At 67.7% G+C, this 16,427-nt stretch carries 15 protein-coding genes; 6 read left to right on the plus strand and 9 right to left on the minus strand.

Features of this window, described 5'->3' with window-relative positions; genetic code table 11:
- The 3 genes from BDI24065_RS03580 to BDI24065_RS03590 are packed head-to-tail and all read right to left on the minus strand — an operon-like array spanning position 1 to position 3,986.
- Positions 1 to 204, minus strand: coding sequence for a DUF1656 domain-containing protein (locus BDI24065_RS03580; protein ID WP_011351756.1), 204 nt, complete (start codon positions 202 to 204; stop codon positions 1 to 3).
- Positions 201 to 2,402 (minus strand): FUSC family protein, encoded by a 2,202-nt coding sequence (locus BDI24065_RS03585; RefSeq protein WP_175030046.1) that lies wholly within the window; start codon positions 2,400 to 2,402, stop codon positions 201 to 203. The genes BDI24065_RS03580 and BDI24065_RS03585 overlap by 4 nt, the downstream gene beginning before the upstream one ends.
- A 15-nt stretch (positions 2,403 to 2,417) precedes the next feature.
- The gene (locus BDI24065_RS03590; RefSeq protein ID WP_175030047.1) at positions 2,418 to 3,986 is read right to left on the minus strand and encodes an efflux transporter outer membrane subunit; all 1,569 of its coding nucleotides are present in this window, start codon (positions 3,984 to 3,986) and stop codon (positions 2,418 to 2,420) included.
- A gap of 157 nt (positions 3,987 to 4,143) precedes the next feature.
- Here BDI24065_RS03590 and BDI24065_RS03595 point away from each other — a divergent pair, with 157 nt between their 5' ends.
- Together BDI24065_RS03595 and BDI24065_RS03600 are read left to right on the plus strand one after the other, a co-directional pair.
- The gene (locus tag BDI24065_RS03595) at positions 4,144 to 5,085 is read left to right on the plus strand and encodes a LysR family transcriptional regulator (protein ID WP_174954544.1); all 942 of its coding nucleotides are present in this window, start codon (positions 4,144 to 4,146) and stop codon (positions 5,083 to 5,085) included.
- Positions 5,086 to 5,202: 117 nt separating this feature from the next.
- Positions 5,203 to 5,355, plus strand: coding sequence for a hypothetical protein (locus BDI24065_RS03600; protein WP_163008969.1), 153 nt, complete (start codon positions 5,203 to 5,205; stop codon positions 5,353 to 5,355).
- A gap of 59 nt (positions 5,356 to 5,414) precedes the next feature.
- On the opposite strand, the gene BDI24065_RS03605 is transcribed toward BDI24065_RS03600, so the two are convergent.
- The 4 genes from BDI24065_RS03605 to wrbA are packed head-to-tail and all read right to left on the minus strand — an operon-like array spanning position 5,415 to position 8,720.
- A complete protein-coding gene (locus BDI24065_RS03605) occupies positions 5,415 to 6,245 on the minus strand; it encodes a metallophosphoesterase (protein ID WP_175030048.1) in 831 nt (276 codons plus the stop codon).
- Between the two features lie 25 nt (positions 6,246 to 6,270).
- A complete protein-coding gene (locus tag BDI24065_RS03610) occupies positions 6,271 to 7,692 on the minus strand; it encodes an FAD-binding oxidoreductase (protein ID WP_175030049.1) in 1,422 nt (473 codons plus the stop codon).
- 18 nt (positions 7,693 to 7,710) lie between these two features.
- Complete coding sequence (locus BDI24065_RS03615; protein WP_043182531.1) at positions 7,711 to 8,103, minus strand: DUF2069 domain-containing protein; 393 nt, start codon at positions 8,101 to 8,103, stop codon at positions 7,711 to 7,713.
- Positions 8,100 to 8,720, minus strand: a complete 621-nt coding sequence (gene wrbA, locus BDI24065_RS03620) for an NAD(P)H:quinone oxidoreductase (protein WP_085043079.1) — start codon at positions 8,718 to 8,720, stop codon at positions 8,100 to 8,102. Before wrbA ends, BDI24065_RS03615 begins: the two co-directional genes overlap by 4 nt.
- 145 nt (positions 8,721 to 8,865) lie before the next feature.
- Between wrbA and BDI24065_RS03625 the strand changes: the two genes are divergently transcribed.
- A complete protein-coding gene (locus BDI24065_RS03625; protein WP_175030050.1) occupies positions 8,866 to 10,194 on the plus strand; it encodes a YihY family inner membrane protein in 1,329 nt (442 codons plus the stop codon).
- 16 nt (positions 10,195 to 10,210) lie between these two features.
- Here BDI24065_RS03625 and BDI24065_RS03630 read toward each other — a convergent pair whose 3' ends face one another.
- Positions 10,211 to 10,528: an Mpo1-like protein gene (locus BDI24065_RS03630; protein WP_175030051.1), complete on the minus strand. Its 318-nt coding sequence runs from the start codon at positions 10,526 to 10,528 to the stop codon at positions 10,211 to 10,213.
- A gap of 157 nt (positions 10,529 to 10,685) precedes the next feature.
- Here BDI24065_RS03630 and BDI24065_RS03635 point away from each other — a divergent pair, with 157 nt between their 5' ends.
- The 3 genes from BDI24065_RS03635 (at position 10,686) to aroC (ending at position 14,580) form a co-directional block, all read left to right on the plus strand.
- On the plus strand, positions 10,686 to 11,141 hold the full coding sequence (locus BDI24065_RS03635; RefSeq protein WP_006755543.1) for a CBS domain-containing protein: 456 nt from the start codon (positions 10,686 to 10,688) through the stop codon (positions 11,139 to 11,141).
- A gap of 139 nt (positions 11,142 to 11,280) precedes the next feature.
- Positions 11,281 to 13,215 (plus strand): MFS transporter, encoded by a 1,935-nt coding sequence (locus tag BDI24065_RS03640; RefSeq protein WP_175030052.1) that lies wholly within the window; start codon positions 11,281 to 11,283, stop codon positions 13,213 to 13,215.
- 264 nt (positions 13,216 to 13,479) lie between these two features.
- Positions 13,480 to 14,580 (plus strand): chorismate synthase, encoded by a 1,101-nt coding sequence (aroC, locus tag BDI24065_RS03645; protein ID WP_043183141.1) that lies wholly within the window; start codon positions 13,480 to 13,482, stop codon positions 14,578 to 14,580.
- Between the two features lie 136 nt (positions 14,581 to 14,716).
- Here the strand turns inward: aroC and BDI24065_RS03650 are convergent, their stop codons facing one another.
- The gene (locus BDI24065_RS03650; RefSeq protein WP_175030053.1) at positions 14,717 to 16,390 is read right to left on the minus strand and encodes an electron transfer flavoprotein-ubiquinone oxidoreductase; all 1,674 of its coding nucleotides are present in this window, start codon (positions 16,388 to 16,390) and stop codon (positions 14,717 to 14,719) included.
- Positions 16,391 to 16,427: the final 37 nt, after the last annotated feature.

Genomic DNA, 16,427 nt, shown 5'->3' on the forward strand with positions numbered 1-16,427 from the left:
TCAACGGTAAACGGCAAGACTCAGTCCGCCGCAAATGCAGACGAGAAGGCAGGCCCGGAACAGCGACGGGTGCCAGACGAGACGGTAGAGGCCCGTATAGGCGAGCAGGCGGTCGACGGCCCAGGTCGCGAGCGCGCCCAAGACGAACATCAGCACCACCGTGGGCATGTAGGCATCGAGAATGGCGATTTCACGCGGCATCATGACGAGGCTCCTGGTTGGGGACGCACGGGGCGATTGCGGTTGAGCGGCTCGAGCGGCGATTCCGGATCGAGCAGCGCGGTCCGCACGAAATGCAGGTGGCTCAGGATCCGCTGCAGCCGGTGGCGCTCCTCGCGCGTCGGGTCGAACGCGTCGAGCGTCTGCCGGGTCGCGTCGATCGCGGCATTCGCCGCGGCGAGCGCGGCATCGAAGCGCGCGGCGTCCGGTTTCGTGAACAGTGCCGACAGCGCGGTGCGCATCGTCTCGATCGCGCGTCGCCACGGCATCGCCGGTGCATAGCGCGGGTCGGGCGGCAGCGTTGCCAGTTCGTGGCGCAGGTCGATCGTCGCGTTGCCGGTTTCGAGCACCGCGAACATCCAGCGCAGCGCGTCGCGCTGTACGTCGGGCTGGTCGGCCGACAGCGTATGCGCCTGGTACATCAGGTCGCGCGCACCGCTCTCGAAGCGCGTACGCAGGCCGGCAAGCCGCGCGTGACCGGCCGCGACGGCCTGGTGGCGCAGGTCGGCGAACAGCCGCTTCTTCAGCCACGGCGCGGTCGGCGGGAACAGCACCGCGAACGCGATCGCCGAAACCAGCATCGACAGCAGCAGCGCGAGCGCATCGTTCATGAAGCTCATCGGATCATAGTGCGTGATGCTGTCCGGGCCGGCGAGGAAGCAGAAGAAGATCAGGTAGCCCATCCCGTAGCCCGCGAGCTTCGGCTTCAGCGTCATGTAGATGCCGATCGCGAGCAGCGGCGCGAGCGCGACGCACAGCAACGGGAAGCCGTCGATGTGCGGATAGATGCCGAACATCAGCAGGAAGCCCGTGCACACGGCGAGCGCCGTGCCGATGCCCATCTGCGCGGACATCGCAGTCGGGCGTGGCGTCGACGAGGCGAGCGCGCAGGTGGCCGCGGCCGTCAGCGTGAGCGTCACGCCGCTCGGCCATGCGGTCTCGATCCAGAACCAGCCGAGCAGCAGGATCACGGTCGCGGTGCGGATCGCCGCGATCACCATGGCCGTCACGTTGGTGCGCGGCTCGTAGCGCTCGATCCAGCGTTCGCGTTCGTGCGTCGCAGTCGACAGCGACGCATAGGTCGCCGCGTATTCCTGCAGGTCGGTGATGAAGCGGTACAGCAGCTCGGCGGCGGTGTCGAAGTCGAGCAGCGGAAAGTCCGGCCGGGTTTCGAGTTCGGCGCGCGTCGTGCGGATGCGGCGCGGCAGCGCGTCGCGCCACGCGAGCAGTTGCTCCGCCGCGTGCGCGGCGTCGGTCGACGATCGCACGGGTTCGCCGTTGCGCGTGAGCAGCGGCGCGATCTCGCGGAAGTACGGCTCGATCGCGTCGATTGCCGCCTGCGCGCCGGCAGCATGCAGCCGGTTCATCAGCTGGTGCAGCGCATGGAAGCGGCTCGATGCGCTCATGAACTCGCTGTTCAGCCGCGCGAGGCGGCCGCTGCGCATGCGCGTGTCGGGATCCTCGAACACGGCCATGCTGCGCGCGGCCTCGAAACCGACCACGTCGGCGACGAAGCGCGTATGGATGGTCTCGATGTGCGCGCGGTCGAGCTGGCCCGACAGCGCCGACGCGACATAGTCGACGAAGCTGCCGAAGCGCTTGCGCACCGTCGTGCGCATTTGCTCGCCCGTGTATTGCGGAAACACGAGCGCGCTGACGACACCGGCCGACACGATCCCGATGATGACCTCGGAGACGCGCGTCATCGCGCTCATGAACGCACCGTCCGGGTGTTGCGACGCGGGCAGGCCGATCAGCGCGGTCGTATAGCCGGCGAGCAGGAAGCCGTAGCTGCGGAAGTTGCGGTTGCGCGCGGCGCCGGCGGTGCACAGCGCGATCCACAGCGCGACCGCCAGCAGGAACAGCTGCGGCTGCTGCGGAAACAACCCGACGAACGTGAGCGTCGCGATGAGCCCGAAGATCGTGCCGGCAACCCGGTAGAAGCTCTTCGCGAGCACCGCGCCGCTTTGCGGCTGCATCACGATGAAGACCGTCGTCAGTGCCGTCTTCGGCGCGGGCAGGTCGAGCCGCATCGACACGCCGGTCGCGATGAACGCGGCGAGCAGCGCCTTGAACAGGTAGAGCCACGCGGCGCCGTCGGTACGGGCCCAGTCGCCGAACGCGGCGGTCCAGGCCGCGAACGGACCGCCGGCGTGCGTGGTAGCGGGGGAGGAGGCTGACATGGCGGGCGCTCCGCGTTACCGTGCGGCCGGCACGCCGGACGCGCCGGCGGTGGCGACCTGCGCAGGCCGGGCGAGTGCCGCCGCGGACTTCGCGCCCGATGCGGCGGCCGGCGCCGCGGCGGGTTCGTCGTCCGGCACGTCCTTGCCGGTCTCGACACCGCCGCCGAGCGCGGCCATCAGCTGCGCGTGCGCGGCGAGGCGTTCCGCATCGATGCGCGCCGCCGTCTCCTGCGCGCGCAGCAGCTGCTGCTGCGCGACCAGCACGTTCACGTAGTCGGTCAGCCCGCGGCGGAAGCCTTCGCGCGACAGCTGGTAGCTGCGGTCGTTGGCGGCCACCGAACGCGCGGCGTCCTTCTTCTGCGTATCGAGCGAGCGGATCCGCACGACCTGGTCGGCGATGTCCTTGAGCGCGCCGACGATCGTCTGGTTGTAGCGCTCGACCGCCTGGTCGTAGCCGGCATTCGCCGCGCCGAGCTGCGCGCGCAGCCGGCCGCCTTCGAAGATCGGCAGCGACAGCGCGGGGCCGGCCGTCCAGCCGCCGTTCATTGCGCGCAGGAAGTCGGTGAACGGCGCGGTCACGCCGAAGCCGCCGACCGTCGCGAGCAGGTCGATGTTCGGGTAGAACGACGCCTTCGCGACATCGATGCCGCGCGCCTGCGCGTCGACCGTCCAGCGGGCCGCGACGACGTCGGGGCGGCGGCCGAGCAGGTCGGCCGGCATCGCCGACGGCAGGCCGGCCGGCGCGTCGAGCGACAGCTGCGGCCGCTTGATCGCGTCGCCCGCGCCCGGGCCCTTGCCGGCCAGCGCCGCGAGCTGATGCCGCGCGAGCTGGATCGCTTCCTCATAGCTGTCGATCTGGCGCTCATAGTCGGGCAGCGTCGATTCCGCCTGACTCACTTCGAGCTGTGTGCCGAGGCCGGCCTGCAGCCGCTTGTGCGCGAGATCGGCGAGCGAGCGCTGGCGTTCGAACGTTTCGTGCGCGAGGTCGAGCAACGCGTAGTTCATCGACATCTGCACGTATGCGCGCACGACGTTGACTTCGAGCTCGAGCTTGGCCGCACGCGCGTCGGCGGCGGTCGCATGCGCGGTGTCGAGCGCGCGCTCGGTCGCGTTCTTGTCCTTGCCCCACAGGTCGAGGTGGTAAGACAGGCCGAGCGTGCCGGTGTTGTTCCAGGTGTCGGCGTTCGCGAGCGGGCCCGGGCCGTAGTACACGTTGTCCGGCCAGTGCTCGCGCATCAGCGACAGGTTGCCGTTGATCTGCGGCAGCTCGGCCGAGCGGGCCACGCGCGCCATTGCCTGCGCTTCGCGCACCCGGGCCTCGGCGGCCGCGAGCGTCGGGTTGCCGGCCTGGGCGTTGGCGATCCAGGCGTCGAGTTGCGGATCGCGGTAGGCGCGCCACCAGTCGGCCGCGGGCCAGCCCGCGTCACGGTCGGCCGCACGGATCGCGGCGCCGGCGTCGAGCGCGTTCGCCTCGATGCGGGCCGACTGCGGCTTGTTGTCGCCCATGCTCGCGCATCCGGCCATTATTAATGAGACTGCAAGAACCGCCAGTGCGAGCGTCCCTTTTGTCGCCGGAGACTGCACGATTTTCTCCCTTTCGGATATAGATGAGTCGGATGCGATTATATTTTTCAGCGATTCCTGAATAAATGGACAAGGGTGCAAGTCATTTTTACGAATCCTGAGACAATACTTGTTCGCCTCTGTGCAACAATCCGTCCGGATTCAAACGGGTAATGGGATGGATACGCTACAAAACATGCGGGTATTCGTCCGCGTGGTCGACGCGGGAAGCTTTACCGCGGCCGCCCAGCAGATGAATTCGACTACCGCCTACGCGTCGCGCGCGGTCTCGGACCTCGAGGCGCACCTGCGCACGCGCCTCCTGAACCGCACGACGCGCCGAATCGCGCTGACCGAAGCCGGCGAGCGCTACCTGCAGCGCTGCGAGCAGATCCTCGCGTACGTCGACCAGGCTGAAGCCGAGGCGGGCGACGCGCATGCGCGCCCGTCGGGCAAGCTGAAGGTTCATTGCTTCACGAGCCTCGGCCAGCACTACCTGGTGCCGGCCATCGCACGCTATCGCGAGCGCTACCCGGACGTGCATGTCGAGCTGACACTCGCGCAGCGAATGCCCGACCTGCTCGACGAGGGGTATGACGTCGCGATCGTCGTGGGCCGCGACCTGCCGGATTCGGGGCTCGTGTCGCAGCGGCTCGGCGAGAGCTACAGCGTGGTGTGCGCGTCGCGCGGCTATGTCGAGGCACATGGCGTGCCGCAGCGGCCGGCCGATCTCGCGCAGCACGTATGCCTCGGGATGGTCGCGCCGGGCTTTCAGTTCGACGAATGGGCGCTGGCGGGGCCGAACGGCGACGAAGTCGTCCCGATCACCGCGCCGCCGTTTCGCGTGAACGTCGCCGAGGCGCTCGCTGTGGCCGTGCGGGAAGGGATGGGGATCGGCGGGTTGCCGCTCTATTCGGCGATCGGCTGGTTGCGCAGCGGGCACATCGTGCGCGTGATGCCCGAATACCGGTCGCACGTGATGAACATCTACGCGCTGTATCCGTCGCGCCAGTACCTCGACGCGAAAATTCGCACCTGGGTCGATTTCCTGCGCGACGAACTGCCGGCCACGCTCGCAGCCGACGAGGCCGCGCTCGAGCAGTACACGCGTGCGACATGACAGCGCGGTTGACCGCAATCTGACGAGATTTGTCCTTCACGCAACATTTTTTTACGAACGCGTGTCAGACAGTTTGATACTGTGGGAATTAACGAGATACGCAACCCCGGAGTAGCAATGGATACGCACTTGATGATCGGCCTTGGCGTCCTGCTGGGCGCGGCCGCGGCCGCCGCGGCGACCCGCGACCTGCTGCGCGCGATGAAGGCGAAGGCTCAGATGAAGCCGGTGCCGGTGCGGGTGCGCGAGCAACGCCGCCCCGGCCGCTGATCCAGCCGTCACGCTCCGGGTCGAAACAGGCCGCGCAACGCGGCCGGGCGGGCCGGCGTTCAGCCGAGCTCGACGACCTTGTCCCACGCGAACGCGGTATTTTCCAGTTCGCCGGTGCGCCGGTGGATGTAGCCGCGCGGGTTGCACACCACGCGTGTGCCGCCGTCCGCCACATAATCGAATGATGTATGCGTGTGGCCGTGGAGCCACAGATCCACCGGCGGTTGTACGAGTTCCGCCATGTCCGTAACGAACCCCGCCGACGCAAGATCTTCTGCATAGCGCTCCGCCAGTGAGCGTCGGTGCGGTGCATGGTGGGTGACGACGATCGTTCGGCCCGCAAACGGCGCGGCGAGTTGCGCTTCCAGCCATGCGCGGCTTCGCCGATGCAGCGCGATGGCGTCGGCCGGCGAGAAATCCCGTTCCGGCGTGCCCGGCGACGCATGCAGTGCCGCGTCATGCGGCCAGGTCACCTGGATCAATCCCTTGAAATCGAGCATCACGCGCAGCCCGGCCTCGATTGAGCCGGCCATGCTGGCTTCGTCGTTGCCGAACAGCGAAAAATCGGTCCAGAGCGTCGTGCCGAGCACGCGGACGCGCTGTGCGGGATCGACGTAGACGTCGTTGTTCAGGTAATGCACGTTGTCGAGCGCCTGTGCCGCATCGCGCATCGCCGTCTCCAGCGCGCCGAATTCCCCGTCGTAGTACTCGTGGTTACCCGGCACGTAGATCACCGGCACCGCGGGGTCGAACGTTTCGGCAGCCCAGCGCAGGCCTTCCGCGTGATTGTGGATGTCGCCGGCCAGCACGACGAGATCCGCGTCGGCATGCGGAATCGCGTCGGGCAGGTTGCTTTCGAGATGCAGGTCGGACAGGACGCGGACTTTCACGGGCGTGGCTCCGGAGTGGGCGGCTTCAGCGCAGGACCTTGCCGGGATTCATCAGGCCGCGCGGGTCGAGCGCGGTCTTCAGCGTGCGCATCAGCGTCGTTTCGACCGGCGACTTGTAGCGTTGCGCATCGTCGATCTTCAACTGGCCGATGCCGTGCTCCGCGCTGATCGTGCCGTGGTGGCGGTGCACGTTGTCGTAGACGATCCGGTTGATCGGCGCCTGGAACGCGGCCAGGAACGCTTTCGGGTCGCCGCCTTCGGGCATCTGCACGTTGTAGTGGAGATTGCCGTCGCCGAGGTGGCCGAACGTGACCATCCGCGCGCCCGGCGCGGCCTGCTGGATCGCCGCGTCGGTCTCGTCGATGAAGCGCGCGATCGACGAAATCGGCACCGCGATATCGTGCTTGATGTTGAGCCCCTCGTCGGCCTGCGCGAGCGGGATGTGCTCGCGCAGGTCCCAGAACGCGCGCGACTGCGCGAGATTCTCCGCGACCACCGCGTCGACCACGAGCCCAGCCTCGAACGCTTCTTCCATCAGTGTCTCGAACAGCGCGCGCGCATGCGCTTCGCTTTCGTTGTCGGACAGCTCGAGCAGCACCGTCTGCGCATGCGTCTGCGCGAACGGGTAGCGCAGTTGCGGATAGTGCTTGCCGACGAGCTGCATGCAGAAGTCCGACATCAGCTCGAAGCCGGTCAGCAGCGGCCCGGCAGCGCGCTGCGCGAGCGACAGGAAATCGAGCGCCGCATGCGGCGATTCGAGCGCGGCGAGTGCGGTGACCTGCGCGGCCGGCAGCGGATGCAGCTTCATCACGGCCGCCGTGATGATCCCGAGCGTGCCTTCCGCGCCGATGAACAGGTCGCGCAGGTCGTAGCCCGTGTTGTCCTTGCGCAGTCCGCGCAGGCCGTCCCAGATTTCACCCTGCGGCGTCACGACCTCGAGCCCGAGACACAGCTCGCGCGCGTTGCCGTAGCGCAGCACCGCAGTGCCGCCCGCATTGGTCGACAGGTTGCCGCCGATCGTGCAACTGCCTTCCGCCGCGAGGCTCAGCGCGAACAGCCGGCCGCCGTCGCGGGCACGGGCCTGCACGTCGGCGAGGATCACGCCGGCTTCGACGGTGATCGTGTTGTTGTGCGGGTCGAGCGCGCGCACGCGGTTCAGGCGCGCGACGCTCAGCACGGCCTGGCTGCCGCTTGCATCGGGCGTGGCGCCGCCGGCCAGGCCGGTGTTGCCGCCTTGCGGCACGAGCGCGATGCCGTGCGCGTTGGCCAGCTTGACGAGCGCGGCGACTTCGACCGTGTTCGCGGGCTTCAGCACCGCGCACGCGGCCCCCTTGTAGCGGCGGCGCCAGTCGGTCAGGAACGGTTCGGTATCGTGCGGGTCGGTCAGTACATGATCGGCGCCGATCGCATCGCGGCACGCGGAAACGAAAGCTTCGGAGGACATCATCACCTTGTCGCGTAAGGGTCAGGACGCGGCGCGCGACTTTTTCGCCGCGCGCTTGAACGGCGCGACGTACGCCAGCGCCGCCACGAAGAAGCCGACGGCGAGCGCGGTCTCGCACCAGCCGAGCGTTGCGGACAGCCCGCGATCGGACATGCCGCGCACGACGCCTTCGGCGAAATAGACGAGTATCAGCATGCTCGCCCACTGCATCGTATAGATGTTACGCCGCCAGACGCCGGGCAGCGCGAGCGCGAGCGGGATGGCCTTGAGCATCAGCGCGGAGCCGCCCGGGCGCAGCGGCGCGAGCCACAGCTCCCACGCGAGCGACAGCGCGATCAGTGCGACGAGGCACGCGGTGGCGATCAGCGCGTAGCGCGGCCGGGCCGCGACGGCGGGGCGGGCGGGGGCGTTCATGCGGCCTCGGCGGCCTGGGCGCTGGCGAGGGCCGCCGCCGCGCGCGCGAGCCGCACGCCGAGCGCGGCCGCGAGCGCCTTTTCGTCCGCCGACAGCCCGGCGGCTGCCGAGCGATCGTGCTGCGCGACGTGCGATGCGCCGTACGGCGTGCCGCCGGTGCGCGTCGTGGTGAGCGCGGATTCCGTGTACGGGATCCCGACGATCATCATCCCGTGATGGAGCAGCGGCAGCATCATCGACAGCAGCGTCGATTCCTGGCCGCCGTGCAGGCTGCCCGTCGACGTGAACACGCTGGCCGGCTTGCCGGTCAGCGCGCCCGACAGCCATTGCGGTGTGGTGCCGTCGAGGAAATACTTGAGCGAGGCGGCCATGTTGCCGAAGCGGGTCGGCGAGCCGAGCGCGAGGCCCGCGCATTCCTCGAGATCGCGCAATTCCGCGTACGGCGGGCCGTCGGCGGGGATGTCGGGGGCGGTGGCTTCGCAGACGGCCGACACGGGCGGCACGGTGCGGATGCGGGCCTGCATGCCCGGCACGCTGTCGATGCCGTTCGCGATCGCGAGCGCGAGATCGCGCGTGGCGCCGTGACGGCTGTAATAGAGGACGAGGATGTCTTTCATGGGCGACGGAGCCGCGTGCGGCCGCGCGCGTGCCCGGTGCAGTCGGCCCCTGCTGGAATCGAGCGGCTATTATAGGGGCTGAAGCCGTCGCGCAGCGCGACGGCGGCGCGCCGTCGGGCGCGCGGCATCGAGAAGGAGAAGCCGTTTGCCGAAGTTGAGCGTCGATCTCGACACCATCAAGCGCCTCGCGCAGTTCGCGGCCCGGCGCAGCGCCGAGGATCGCATCCCGCAAGTGGCGGGCAGCCTGACGTTCACGACGATGCTGGCGCTCGTGCCGCTCGTGACGGTCGCGTTCGCGCTGTTCACTGCGTTCCCGATGTTCGCGTCGTTCCAGATCTCGCTGCAGGGGTTCCTCGCGGATCACCTGATGCCCGCGCAGTTCAATGTCCAGATCTTCAAGTACCTGAACCAGTTCGCGTCGAAGGCGAAAGGTCTGACGACGGCCGGCCTGATCGTGCTCGTCGTCACGTCGGTGATGACGATGATGACGATCGAGTCGGCCTTCAACCTGATCTGGCGGGTGCGCAAGCCGCGACCGTTCGCGCAGCGCGTGCTCGCGTACTGGGCGCTGATCACGCTCGGCCCGCTGCTGTTCGGCGTGAGCCTGTCGATCTCGTCGTACCTGTTCACGCAGTCGCTGGCATTTACCGGCGCCGCACCATCGACATCGATCGTCGAGTGGCTGCTCGCGCTGGTGTCGCTGCCGCTGACGGTGCTCGCGTTCACGCTGCTGTACGTGTACCTGCCGAACTGCACGGTCGCCTGGCGCGACGCGGTGATCGGCGGGCTGTTCGCGGCCGTCGCGTTCGAGCTCGCGAAGCGCGGCTTCGGCTACTACGTGCGGCGCATTCCGACCTATACGGCCGTCTATGGCGCGTTCGCGGCGCTGCCGGTGTTCCTGTTATGGGTGTACCTGAGCTGGTTCATCGCGCTGCTCGGCGCGATGGTGGCGTCCGCGCTGCCGGCGATTCGCGTCGGCCAGTTCCACCGCATCCACTATCCGGGCAGCGACCTGCTCGACGCACTGGAAATGCTCGCGCGGCTGGCCGAAGCGCGTACAGCCGGCAAGCGCGGCTACACGGCGATGCGGCTCGCAACCATGCTGCGCTGCGACATGGAAACCGCGCAGCGCCTGCTGACGACGATGGAGGAGCGGGAATGGATTGCGCGGCTGGACGGCGGCGGCGAGACCACGCCACGCTACATCCTGCTCGCGAACCCGGAGCAGTTGACGCTCGCGCAGCTGTTCGACGTGCTGGTGATCGACCGCACGGAACTCACCTACCAGCTGCAGCGGCGGCGCAGCCATGTCGACGGCGCGGCGCTGCTCGCGGTGCTGTCGAGCGACCGGTTCGATGTGTCGCTCGCGTCGCTGATCGCCGCGCACCGGCTTGCGGGTGCGCAAGCGGCGGCTCCGGGGCAGGCGCCGGGCGCCGTGTCCGACCCGCATGCGCGGCCGCCGCGGCCCGCGTGAGCGGCGCGCGAGGCCGTTACAGCGGGATCTTGCCCGTACAGATGTCCTTGAACATCACCCAGTCGCCCATCAGGCTGTAGATCGGGTGCCGGAACGTGGCCGGGCGGTTCTTCTCGAAGAAGAAGTGTCCGACCCACGCGAACCCGTAGCCGCAGACGATCGCGGCGGGCAGCCACAGCCAGTCGCCGGTCGCGATTGCCATCGCGACGCAGCCGATTACGCCGAGCGAGCCGATGAAGTGCAGCCGCCGCGACGTCGGGTTCTGGTGTTCATTCAGGTAATACGGGTAGAAATCGGCGAAGCTGGCGAATTGCTCCGAATGCGTATGCGCCATGGACGTCTCCTCTGGCCGCTGTTCATGGGGCCATTGTGCTGCCGGCGGTCGGCTTCCGCAAGCGGGGGCGGCCCGCCGCGCGGGCCCGAGCTTTCCTTTTGACAGGCTTTCCGATAGGATCGAAAGAGGTTTTGCATTCAAGCATGAGGGGACTACGATGCGCGTCAGCGATATTCTGAAAGTGAAGGGCAACACGTTGTTTACGGTGACGCCCGATAAGCCGCTGCGCGAAGCGGTCGATACGATGGCCGAACACGACATCGGCTCGCTCGTCGTGATGGAGTACGGCGATCTCGTCGGGATGCTGACGTTCCGCGAGATCATCCTGCGCCTGCACGTCAACGGCGGCGCGATCGGCGACGTGCAGGTGCGCAAGGTGATGGACGAGCCGCTCACGTGCACGCCGGAAACGGACGTGAACGAGGTGCGCCGGATGATGCTCGAGCGCCATGCGCGCTACATGCCGGTGCTCGACAAGAAGGTGCTGATGGGCGTCATTTCGTTCTACGACGTCGCGAAGACGGTCGTCGAGGCACAGAGCTTCGAGAATCGGATGCTGAAGGCGTACATCCGCGACTGGCCGGAATCGGAAGCCGAAGCGCACAAGTCGTGAATCACGCCGCGCCCGTCGCCGTCATGCGCGGGCGCCGCCACCCGGCACGCGGCGGCGCAGGCTTGTCCTGCGCCGCCGTTTTTTCAATGACCACACGAGGCCAGCGCAGCGTCGCCCAGACGGCGCGCGCGTATTCCGCATGAGCGATCAAACGCAAGCCACTTCCGGGCGGCGTGACGAACGGCACGCGCACGCGTCGCAGTTCGACCTGCTGCGCGAGCGCCGTTTCGCGCCGTTCTTCACGACTCAGTTCCTCGGCGCGCTGAACGACAACGTCTTCAAGATCGGCTTCACGTCGCTCGTGACCTATCACACCGCGCGGTTCTCCGGCGTCGATGCGAAGACGGCGGCCTTCCTGATTTCCGCGATCTTCATTTTGCCGTTCGTGCTGTTCTCGGCGACGTCCGGCCAGATCGCCGACAAGTACGACAAGGCGACGCTCACGCGTTTCGTGAAGACCTTCGAGATCGTGCTGATGCTGGTCGGCGCGGCCGGCTTCGTCACGCACAGCGCGACGCTGCTGTATCTGTGCACGTTCATGATGGGGATGCACTCGACGCTGTTCGGGCCCGTCAAGTATTCGTACCTGCCACAGCATCTCGGCGAGCACGAGCTGGTCGGCGGCAACGGCCTCGTCGAGATGGGCACGTTCATCGCGATCCTGATCGGTACGATCATCGGCGGCGCGGCTGCCGGCATCGAAGGCAGCGGCGAGCGCGTGCTCGCGGTGAGCGTCGTCGTCATCGCGCTCGCGGGGCGGCTCGTCGCGCAGCGCGTGCCGTCCACGCCGGCGCCGCAGCCCGATCTCGTGATCAACTGGAATCCGGTCAGCGAGACGTGGCGCAATCTCGGGCTCGCACGCCAGAACCGCACCGTGTTCCTGAGCCTGCTCGGCATCTCGTGGTTGTGGTTCGTCGGCGCGACGTTCCTCACGTCGTTCTTCAATTTCGCGAAGGACGTGCTGTCCGCGAGCCCCGACGTCGTCACGATCCTGCTCGCGACGTTCTCGGTCGGCATCGGCCTCGGCTCGTTGCTGTGCGAACGGCTGTCGCAACGGCGCGTCGAAATCGGCCTCGTGCCGCTCGGCTCGATCGGCATCAGCGTGTTCGCGATCGAGCTGTATTTCGCGAGCCATGCACTGCCGTCACCCGGCCACCTGCTGTCGGTCGGCGAGTTCCTGGCCGGCGCGCGCCACTGGCGCATCCTGGCGGACCTGTTCCTGCTCGCGATGTTCGGCGGCTTCTACAGCGTGCCGCTGTACGCGCTGATCCAGAGCCGCAGCGCGCCGACGCACCGCGCGCGGATCATCGCCGCGAACAACATCCTGAACGCGCTGTTCATGATCCTGTCGGCCGTGATGGCGATGGGGCTGACCAAGGCCGGTGTCGACATCCCCGGCCTGTTCCTCGTCACCGCGCTGCTGAACGTGATCGTCGCCGCGTATATCTATCTGCTCGTGCCCGAGTTCCTGCTGCGCTTCGTTGCATGGGTGCTCGTGCATACCTTCTACCGGATTCGCCTCGTGCACGCGGAGCGAATTCCGGCGGAAGGGGCGGCCGTGCTCGTGTGCAACCACGTCAGCTACGTCGATGCGCTCGTGCTGGCCGCCGCGAGCCCGCGCCCGATCCGTTTCGTGATGGATCACCGGATCTTCAAGACGCGCTTCGCGAGCTGGGTGTTCCGGCACGCGAAGGCGATCCCGATCGCGCCGCGTCACGAAGATCCCGCGATGCTCGCGCGTGCTTACGACGCATGCGAGGCCGCGCTGAAGGAGGGTGAACTCGTGTGCATCTTCCCCGAAGGCAAGCTGACGAAGACGGGCGACATCAACACGTTCCACCACGGCATCACGGAGGTCCTGGGCCGCACGCCGGCGCCGGTGATTCCGATGGCGCTGCGCGGGCTGTGGGGCAGCTATTTTTCACGGCATTCCGATGCGCGGATGCCGCGACCCATCAAGCGCGGCGTGATGAGCCGGCTGACGCTGGCGGTCGGCGAGCCGATCCCGGCGTCGGTCGCGACGCCCGAGGCGCTGCAGGCGGCCGTCACCGAACTGCGCGGCGCGCGGAAGTAGGCGGGGCGGGCCCGGCGGCGTCGCCCCGGGCCGCAATGACCGCCGCGAACTGGCCCGTTCGACCGGAACGGCGCGGGGCGGCGATCGTCGCGCCGGGCGGGCCCCGTGGCCGGCCGGTGTGGTCTGAACGGTTCACACGGCCCGCAGGCCCGGGACGGCTGGCATAATAGCGGCTTACCTCTTTTTCTCGACCGGCAAACGATCGACCTGCCTGCGGCCCGGGCAGCGCATCGGTTTGCCCATTTCTCTTTGGGCGGTTCCATCATGTCCGGCAATACCCTCGGCACGCTTTTCACTGTCACGACCTTCGGCGAATCGCACGGTCCCGCGATCGGCTGCGTGATCGACGGTTGCCCGCCGGGAATGGGGCTGACCGAAGCCGACATCCAGGTCGAGCTCGATCGCCGCAAGCCCGGCACGTCGCGTCACGTGACGCAACGGCAGGAGGCCGACGAGGTCGAGATCCTGTCGGGCGTGTTCGAAGGCGTGACGACCGGTACGCCGATCGCGCTGCTGATCCGCAACACCGACCAGCGCAGCAAGGACTACGGCAACATCGTCGAGACGTTCCGTCCCGGCCACGCCGACTACACGTACTGGCAGAAATACGGCATCCGCGACTACCGTGGCGGCGGCCGCTCGTCCGCGCGCCTGACCGCACCGATCGTCGGCGCCGGCGCGGTCGCGAAGAAGTGGCTGCGCGAGCGCTTCGGCGTCGAGGTGCGCGGCTACATGAGCGGCCTCGGCGAGATCGACGTGCCGTTCGTCGACTGGTCGCACGTGCACGAGAATCCGTTCTTCTCGCCGAATGCGGCGGTCGTGCCGGAACTCGAGGCGTACATGGATGCACTGCGCAAGGACGGCGATTCGATCGGTGCGCGCATCGATGTCGTCGCGTCGGGCGTGCCGGTCGGCTGGGGCGAGCCGGTGTTCGACCGTCTCGATGCGGACATCGCAAAGGCGATGATGAGCATCAACGCGGTGAAGGGCGTCGAGATCGGCGCGGGTTTCGACAGCGTCGCGCAGCGCGGTTCGGTGCATGGTGACGAGCTGACGCCGGGCGGGTTCGTCGGCAACCATGCCGGTGGCGTGCTCGGCGGGATTTCGACGGGGCAGGACATCACCGTGTCGATCGCGATCAAGCCGACGTCGAGCATCCGCACGCCGCGCCGCTCGATCACGAAGGCCGGCGACGAGGCGACGGTGGAAACGTTCGGCCGCCACGATCCGTGCGTCGGCATTCGTGCGACGCCGATCGCCGAGTCGATGCTCGCGCTGGTGCTGATCGATCATGCGCTGCGCCATCGCGCGCAGTGCGGGGACGTGGAGACGCCGACGCCGAAGATTGCGGGCAGCGCGACCTGACGCAAGCGGGCGGGGCGCAGCGCGTCCCGCCGGCAGTTGCGCGGAGAATGCAAAACGGGGCGCTGCTTCAGGCAGCGCCCCGTTTCGTTCGCGGCAGCCAAAAAAACGCGCCCCTCGTGGCGGCGCGTTCGGGTAATTACATGTTCGGGTAGTTCGGCCCGCCGCCGCCTTCCGGCGTGACCCACACGATGTTCTGCGTCGGGTCCTTGATGTCGCAGGTCTTGCAGTGCACGCAGTTCTGCGCGTTGATCACCAGGCGGTCGCTGCCGTCGTCGTTCTTCACGAATTCATACACGGCTGCCGGGCAGAAGCGACCTTCCGGTCCCGCGTACGTGCGCAGGTTCACGTTCACCGGCACGCTCGCATCCTTCAGCGTCAGGTGCGCCGGCTGGTTCTCCTCGTGGTTCGTGTTCGAGATGAACACCGACGACAGCCGGTCGAACGTCAGCTTGCCGTCCGGCTTCGGATACTCGATCGGCTCGCATTGCGACGCCGGCTTCAGCATCTCGTGATCCGCGTGCTTGTGATGCAGCGTCCACGGCACGTTGCCGCCCATCACCTTCTGCTCGAGCCCGACCATCAGCGTGCCGAGATACAGCCCCTTCGCCATCCACTGCTTGAAGTTGCGCGCGCGGTACAGCTCCGTGTACAGCCACGATTGCTTGAACGCGTCCGGGTACGCGTTGAGCTCGTCGCTCTGGCGGCCGGCCTGCACCGCGTCGAACGCGGCGTCCGCTGCCAGCATGCCGGTCTTGATCGCCGCGTGGCTGCCCTTGATCCGCGACGCGTTCAGGAAGCCCGCGTCGTCGCCGATCAGCGCGCCGCCCGGGAACACCGTCTTCGGCAGCGACAGCAGCCCGCCGGCCGTGATCGCGCGCGCGCCGTACGACACGCGCTTGCCGCCTTCCAGGAACGCGCGGATCGACGGATGCGTCTTGTAGCGCTGGAATTCCTCGAACGGCGACAGGTACGGGTTCGTGTAGCCGAGGCCGACCACGAAACCGACCACGACCTGGTTGTTGTCCATGTGGTACAGGAACGAGCCGCCGTAGGTGTCCGACTTCAGCGGCCAGCCGGCCGTGTGAATCACGAGGCCCGGCTTGTGCTTGGCCGGGTCGATCTCCCACAGCTCCTTGATGCCGATCCCGTAGGCCTGCGGTTCCGCGTTCGCGTCGAGCTTGAACTTCGAGATCAACTGGCGGCCGAGGTGGCCGCGGCAGCCTTCGGCGAACAGCGTGTACTTCGCATGCAGTTCCATGCCGAGCTGGAAGTTCTCGGTCGGCTCGCCGTCCTTGCCCACGCCCATGTTGCCGGTCGCGACGCCCTTCACCGAGCCGTCGTCGTTGTACAGGATCTCGGCAGCCGGGAAGCCAGGGAAGATCTCGACGCCCAAGGCTTCGGCCTGTGCCCCCAGCCAGCGCGTGACGTTGCCCAGCGAAATCACGTAGTTGCCGTGGTTCTGGAAGTTGGCGGGCAGCGCCCAGTTCGGCGTGGTGACCGCGCTCTTCTCGGACAGGAACAGGAAGCGGTCTTCCGTCACCTCGACGTCGAGCGGCGCACCGCGTTCCTTCCAGTCGGGGAACAGTTCGTTGATCGCGCGCGGATCCATCACCGCGCCCGACAGGATGTGCGCGCCGATCTCGGAGCCCTTCTCGAGCACGCACACGCCGATCTCGGTGCCTTTTTCAGCGGCCAGCTGCTTGAGCCGGATCGCCGCCGACAGCCCGGCGGGGCCGCCGCCGACGATCACGACGTCGTATTCCATCGATTCGCGCGGGCCGTATTGCTCGATGAGGCTTGCGGGGGTCATTGGCGTTCCTCTAACCGTTAGAATGCTTTTATTCGGG

The organism is Burkholderia lata (genome assembly GCF_902499025.1).
Lineage (GTDB): Bacteria > Pseudomonadota > Gammaproteobacteria > Burkholderiales > Burkholderiaceae > Burkholderia > Burkholderia lata_C.

Bases quoted from the DNA above. Each gene is read 5' to 3' on its own strand.
- BDI24065_RS03630 (WP_175030051.1), bottom strand. From the start codon at position 10,528: ATGGCGCATACGCATTCGGAGCAATTCGCCAGCTTCGCCGATTTCTAC.
- BDI24065_RS03595 (WP_174954544.1), top strand. From the start codon at position 4,144: ATGGATACGCTACAAAACATGCGGGTATTCGTCCGCGTGGTCGACGCG.
- BDI24065_RS03640 (WP_175030052.1), top strand. From the start codon at position 11,281: ATGAGCGATCAAACGCAAGCCACTTCCGGGCGGCGTGACGAACGGCAC.
- BDI24065_RS03610 (WP_175030049.1), bottom strand. From the start codon at position 7,692: ATGATGTCCTCCGAAGCTTTCGTTTCCGCGTGCCGCGATGCGATCGGC.
- BDI24065_RS03580 (WP_011351756.1), bottom strand. From the start codon at position 204: ATGATGCCGCGTGAAATCGCCATTCTCGATGCCTACATGCCCACGGTG.
- BDI24065_RS03600 (WP_163008969.1), top strand. From the start codon at position 5,203: ATGGATACGCACTTGATGATCGGCCTTGGCGTCCTGCTGGGCGCGGCC.
- BDI24065_RS03615 (WP_043182531.1), bottom strand. From the start codon at position 8,103: ATGAACGCCCCCGCCCGCCCCGCCGTCGCGGCCCGGCCGCGCTACGCG.
- aroC (WP_043183141.1), top strand. From the start codon at position 13,480: ATGTCCGGCAATACCCTCGGCACGCTTTTCACTGTCACGACCTTCGGC.
- BDI24065_RS03585 (WP_175030046.1), bottom strand. From the start codon at position 2,402: ATGTCAGCCTCCTCCCCCGCTACCACGCACGCCGGCGGTCCGTTCGCG.
- wrbA (WP_085043079.1), bottom strand. From the start codon at position 8,720: ATGAAAGACATCCTCGTCCTCTATTACAGCCGTCACGGCGCCACGCGC.
- BDI24065_RS03635 (WP_006755543.1), top strand. From the start codon at position 10,686: ATGCGCGTCAGCGATATTCTGAAAGTGAAGGGCAACACGTTGTTTACG.
- BDI24065_RS03650 (WP_175030053.1), bottom strand. From the start codon at position 16,390: ATGACCCCCGCAAGCCTCATCGAGCAATACGGCCCGCGCGAATCGATG.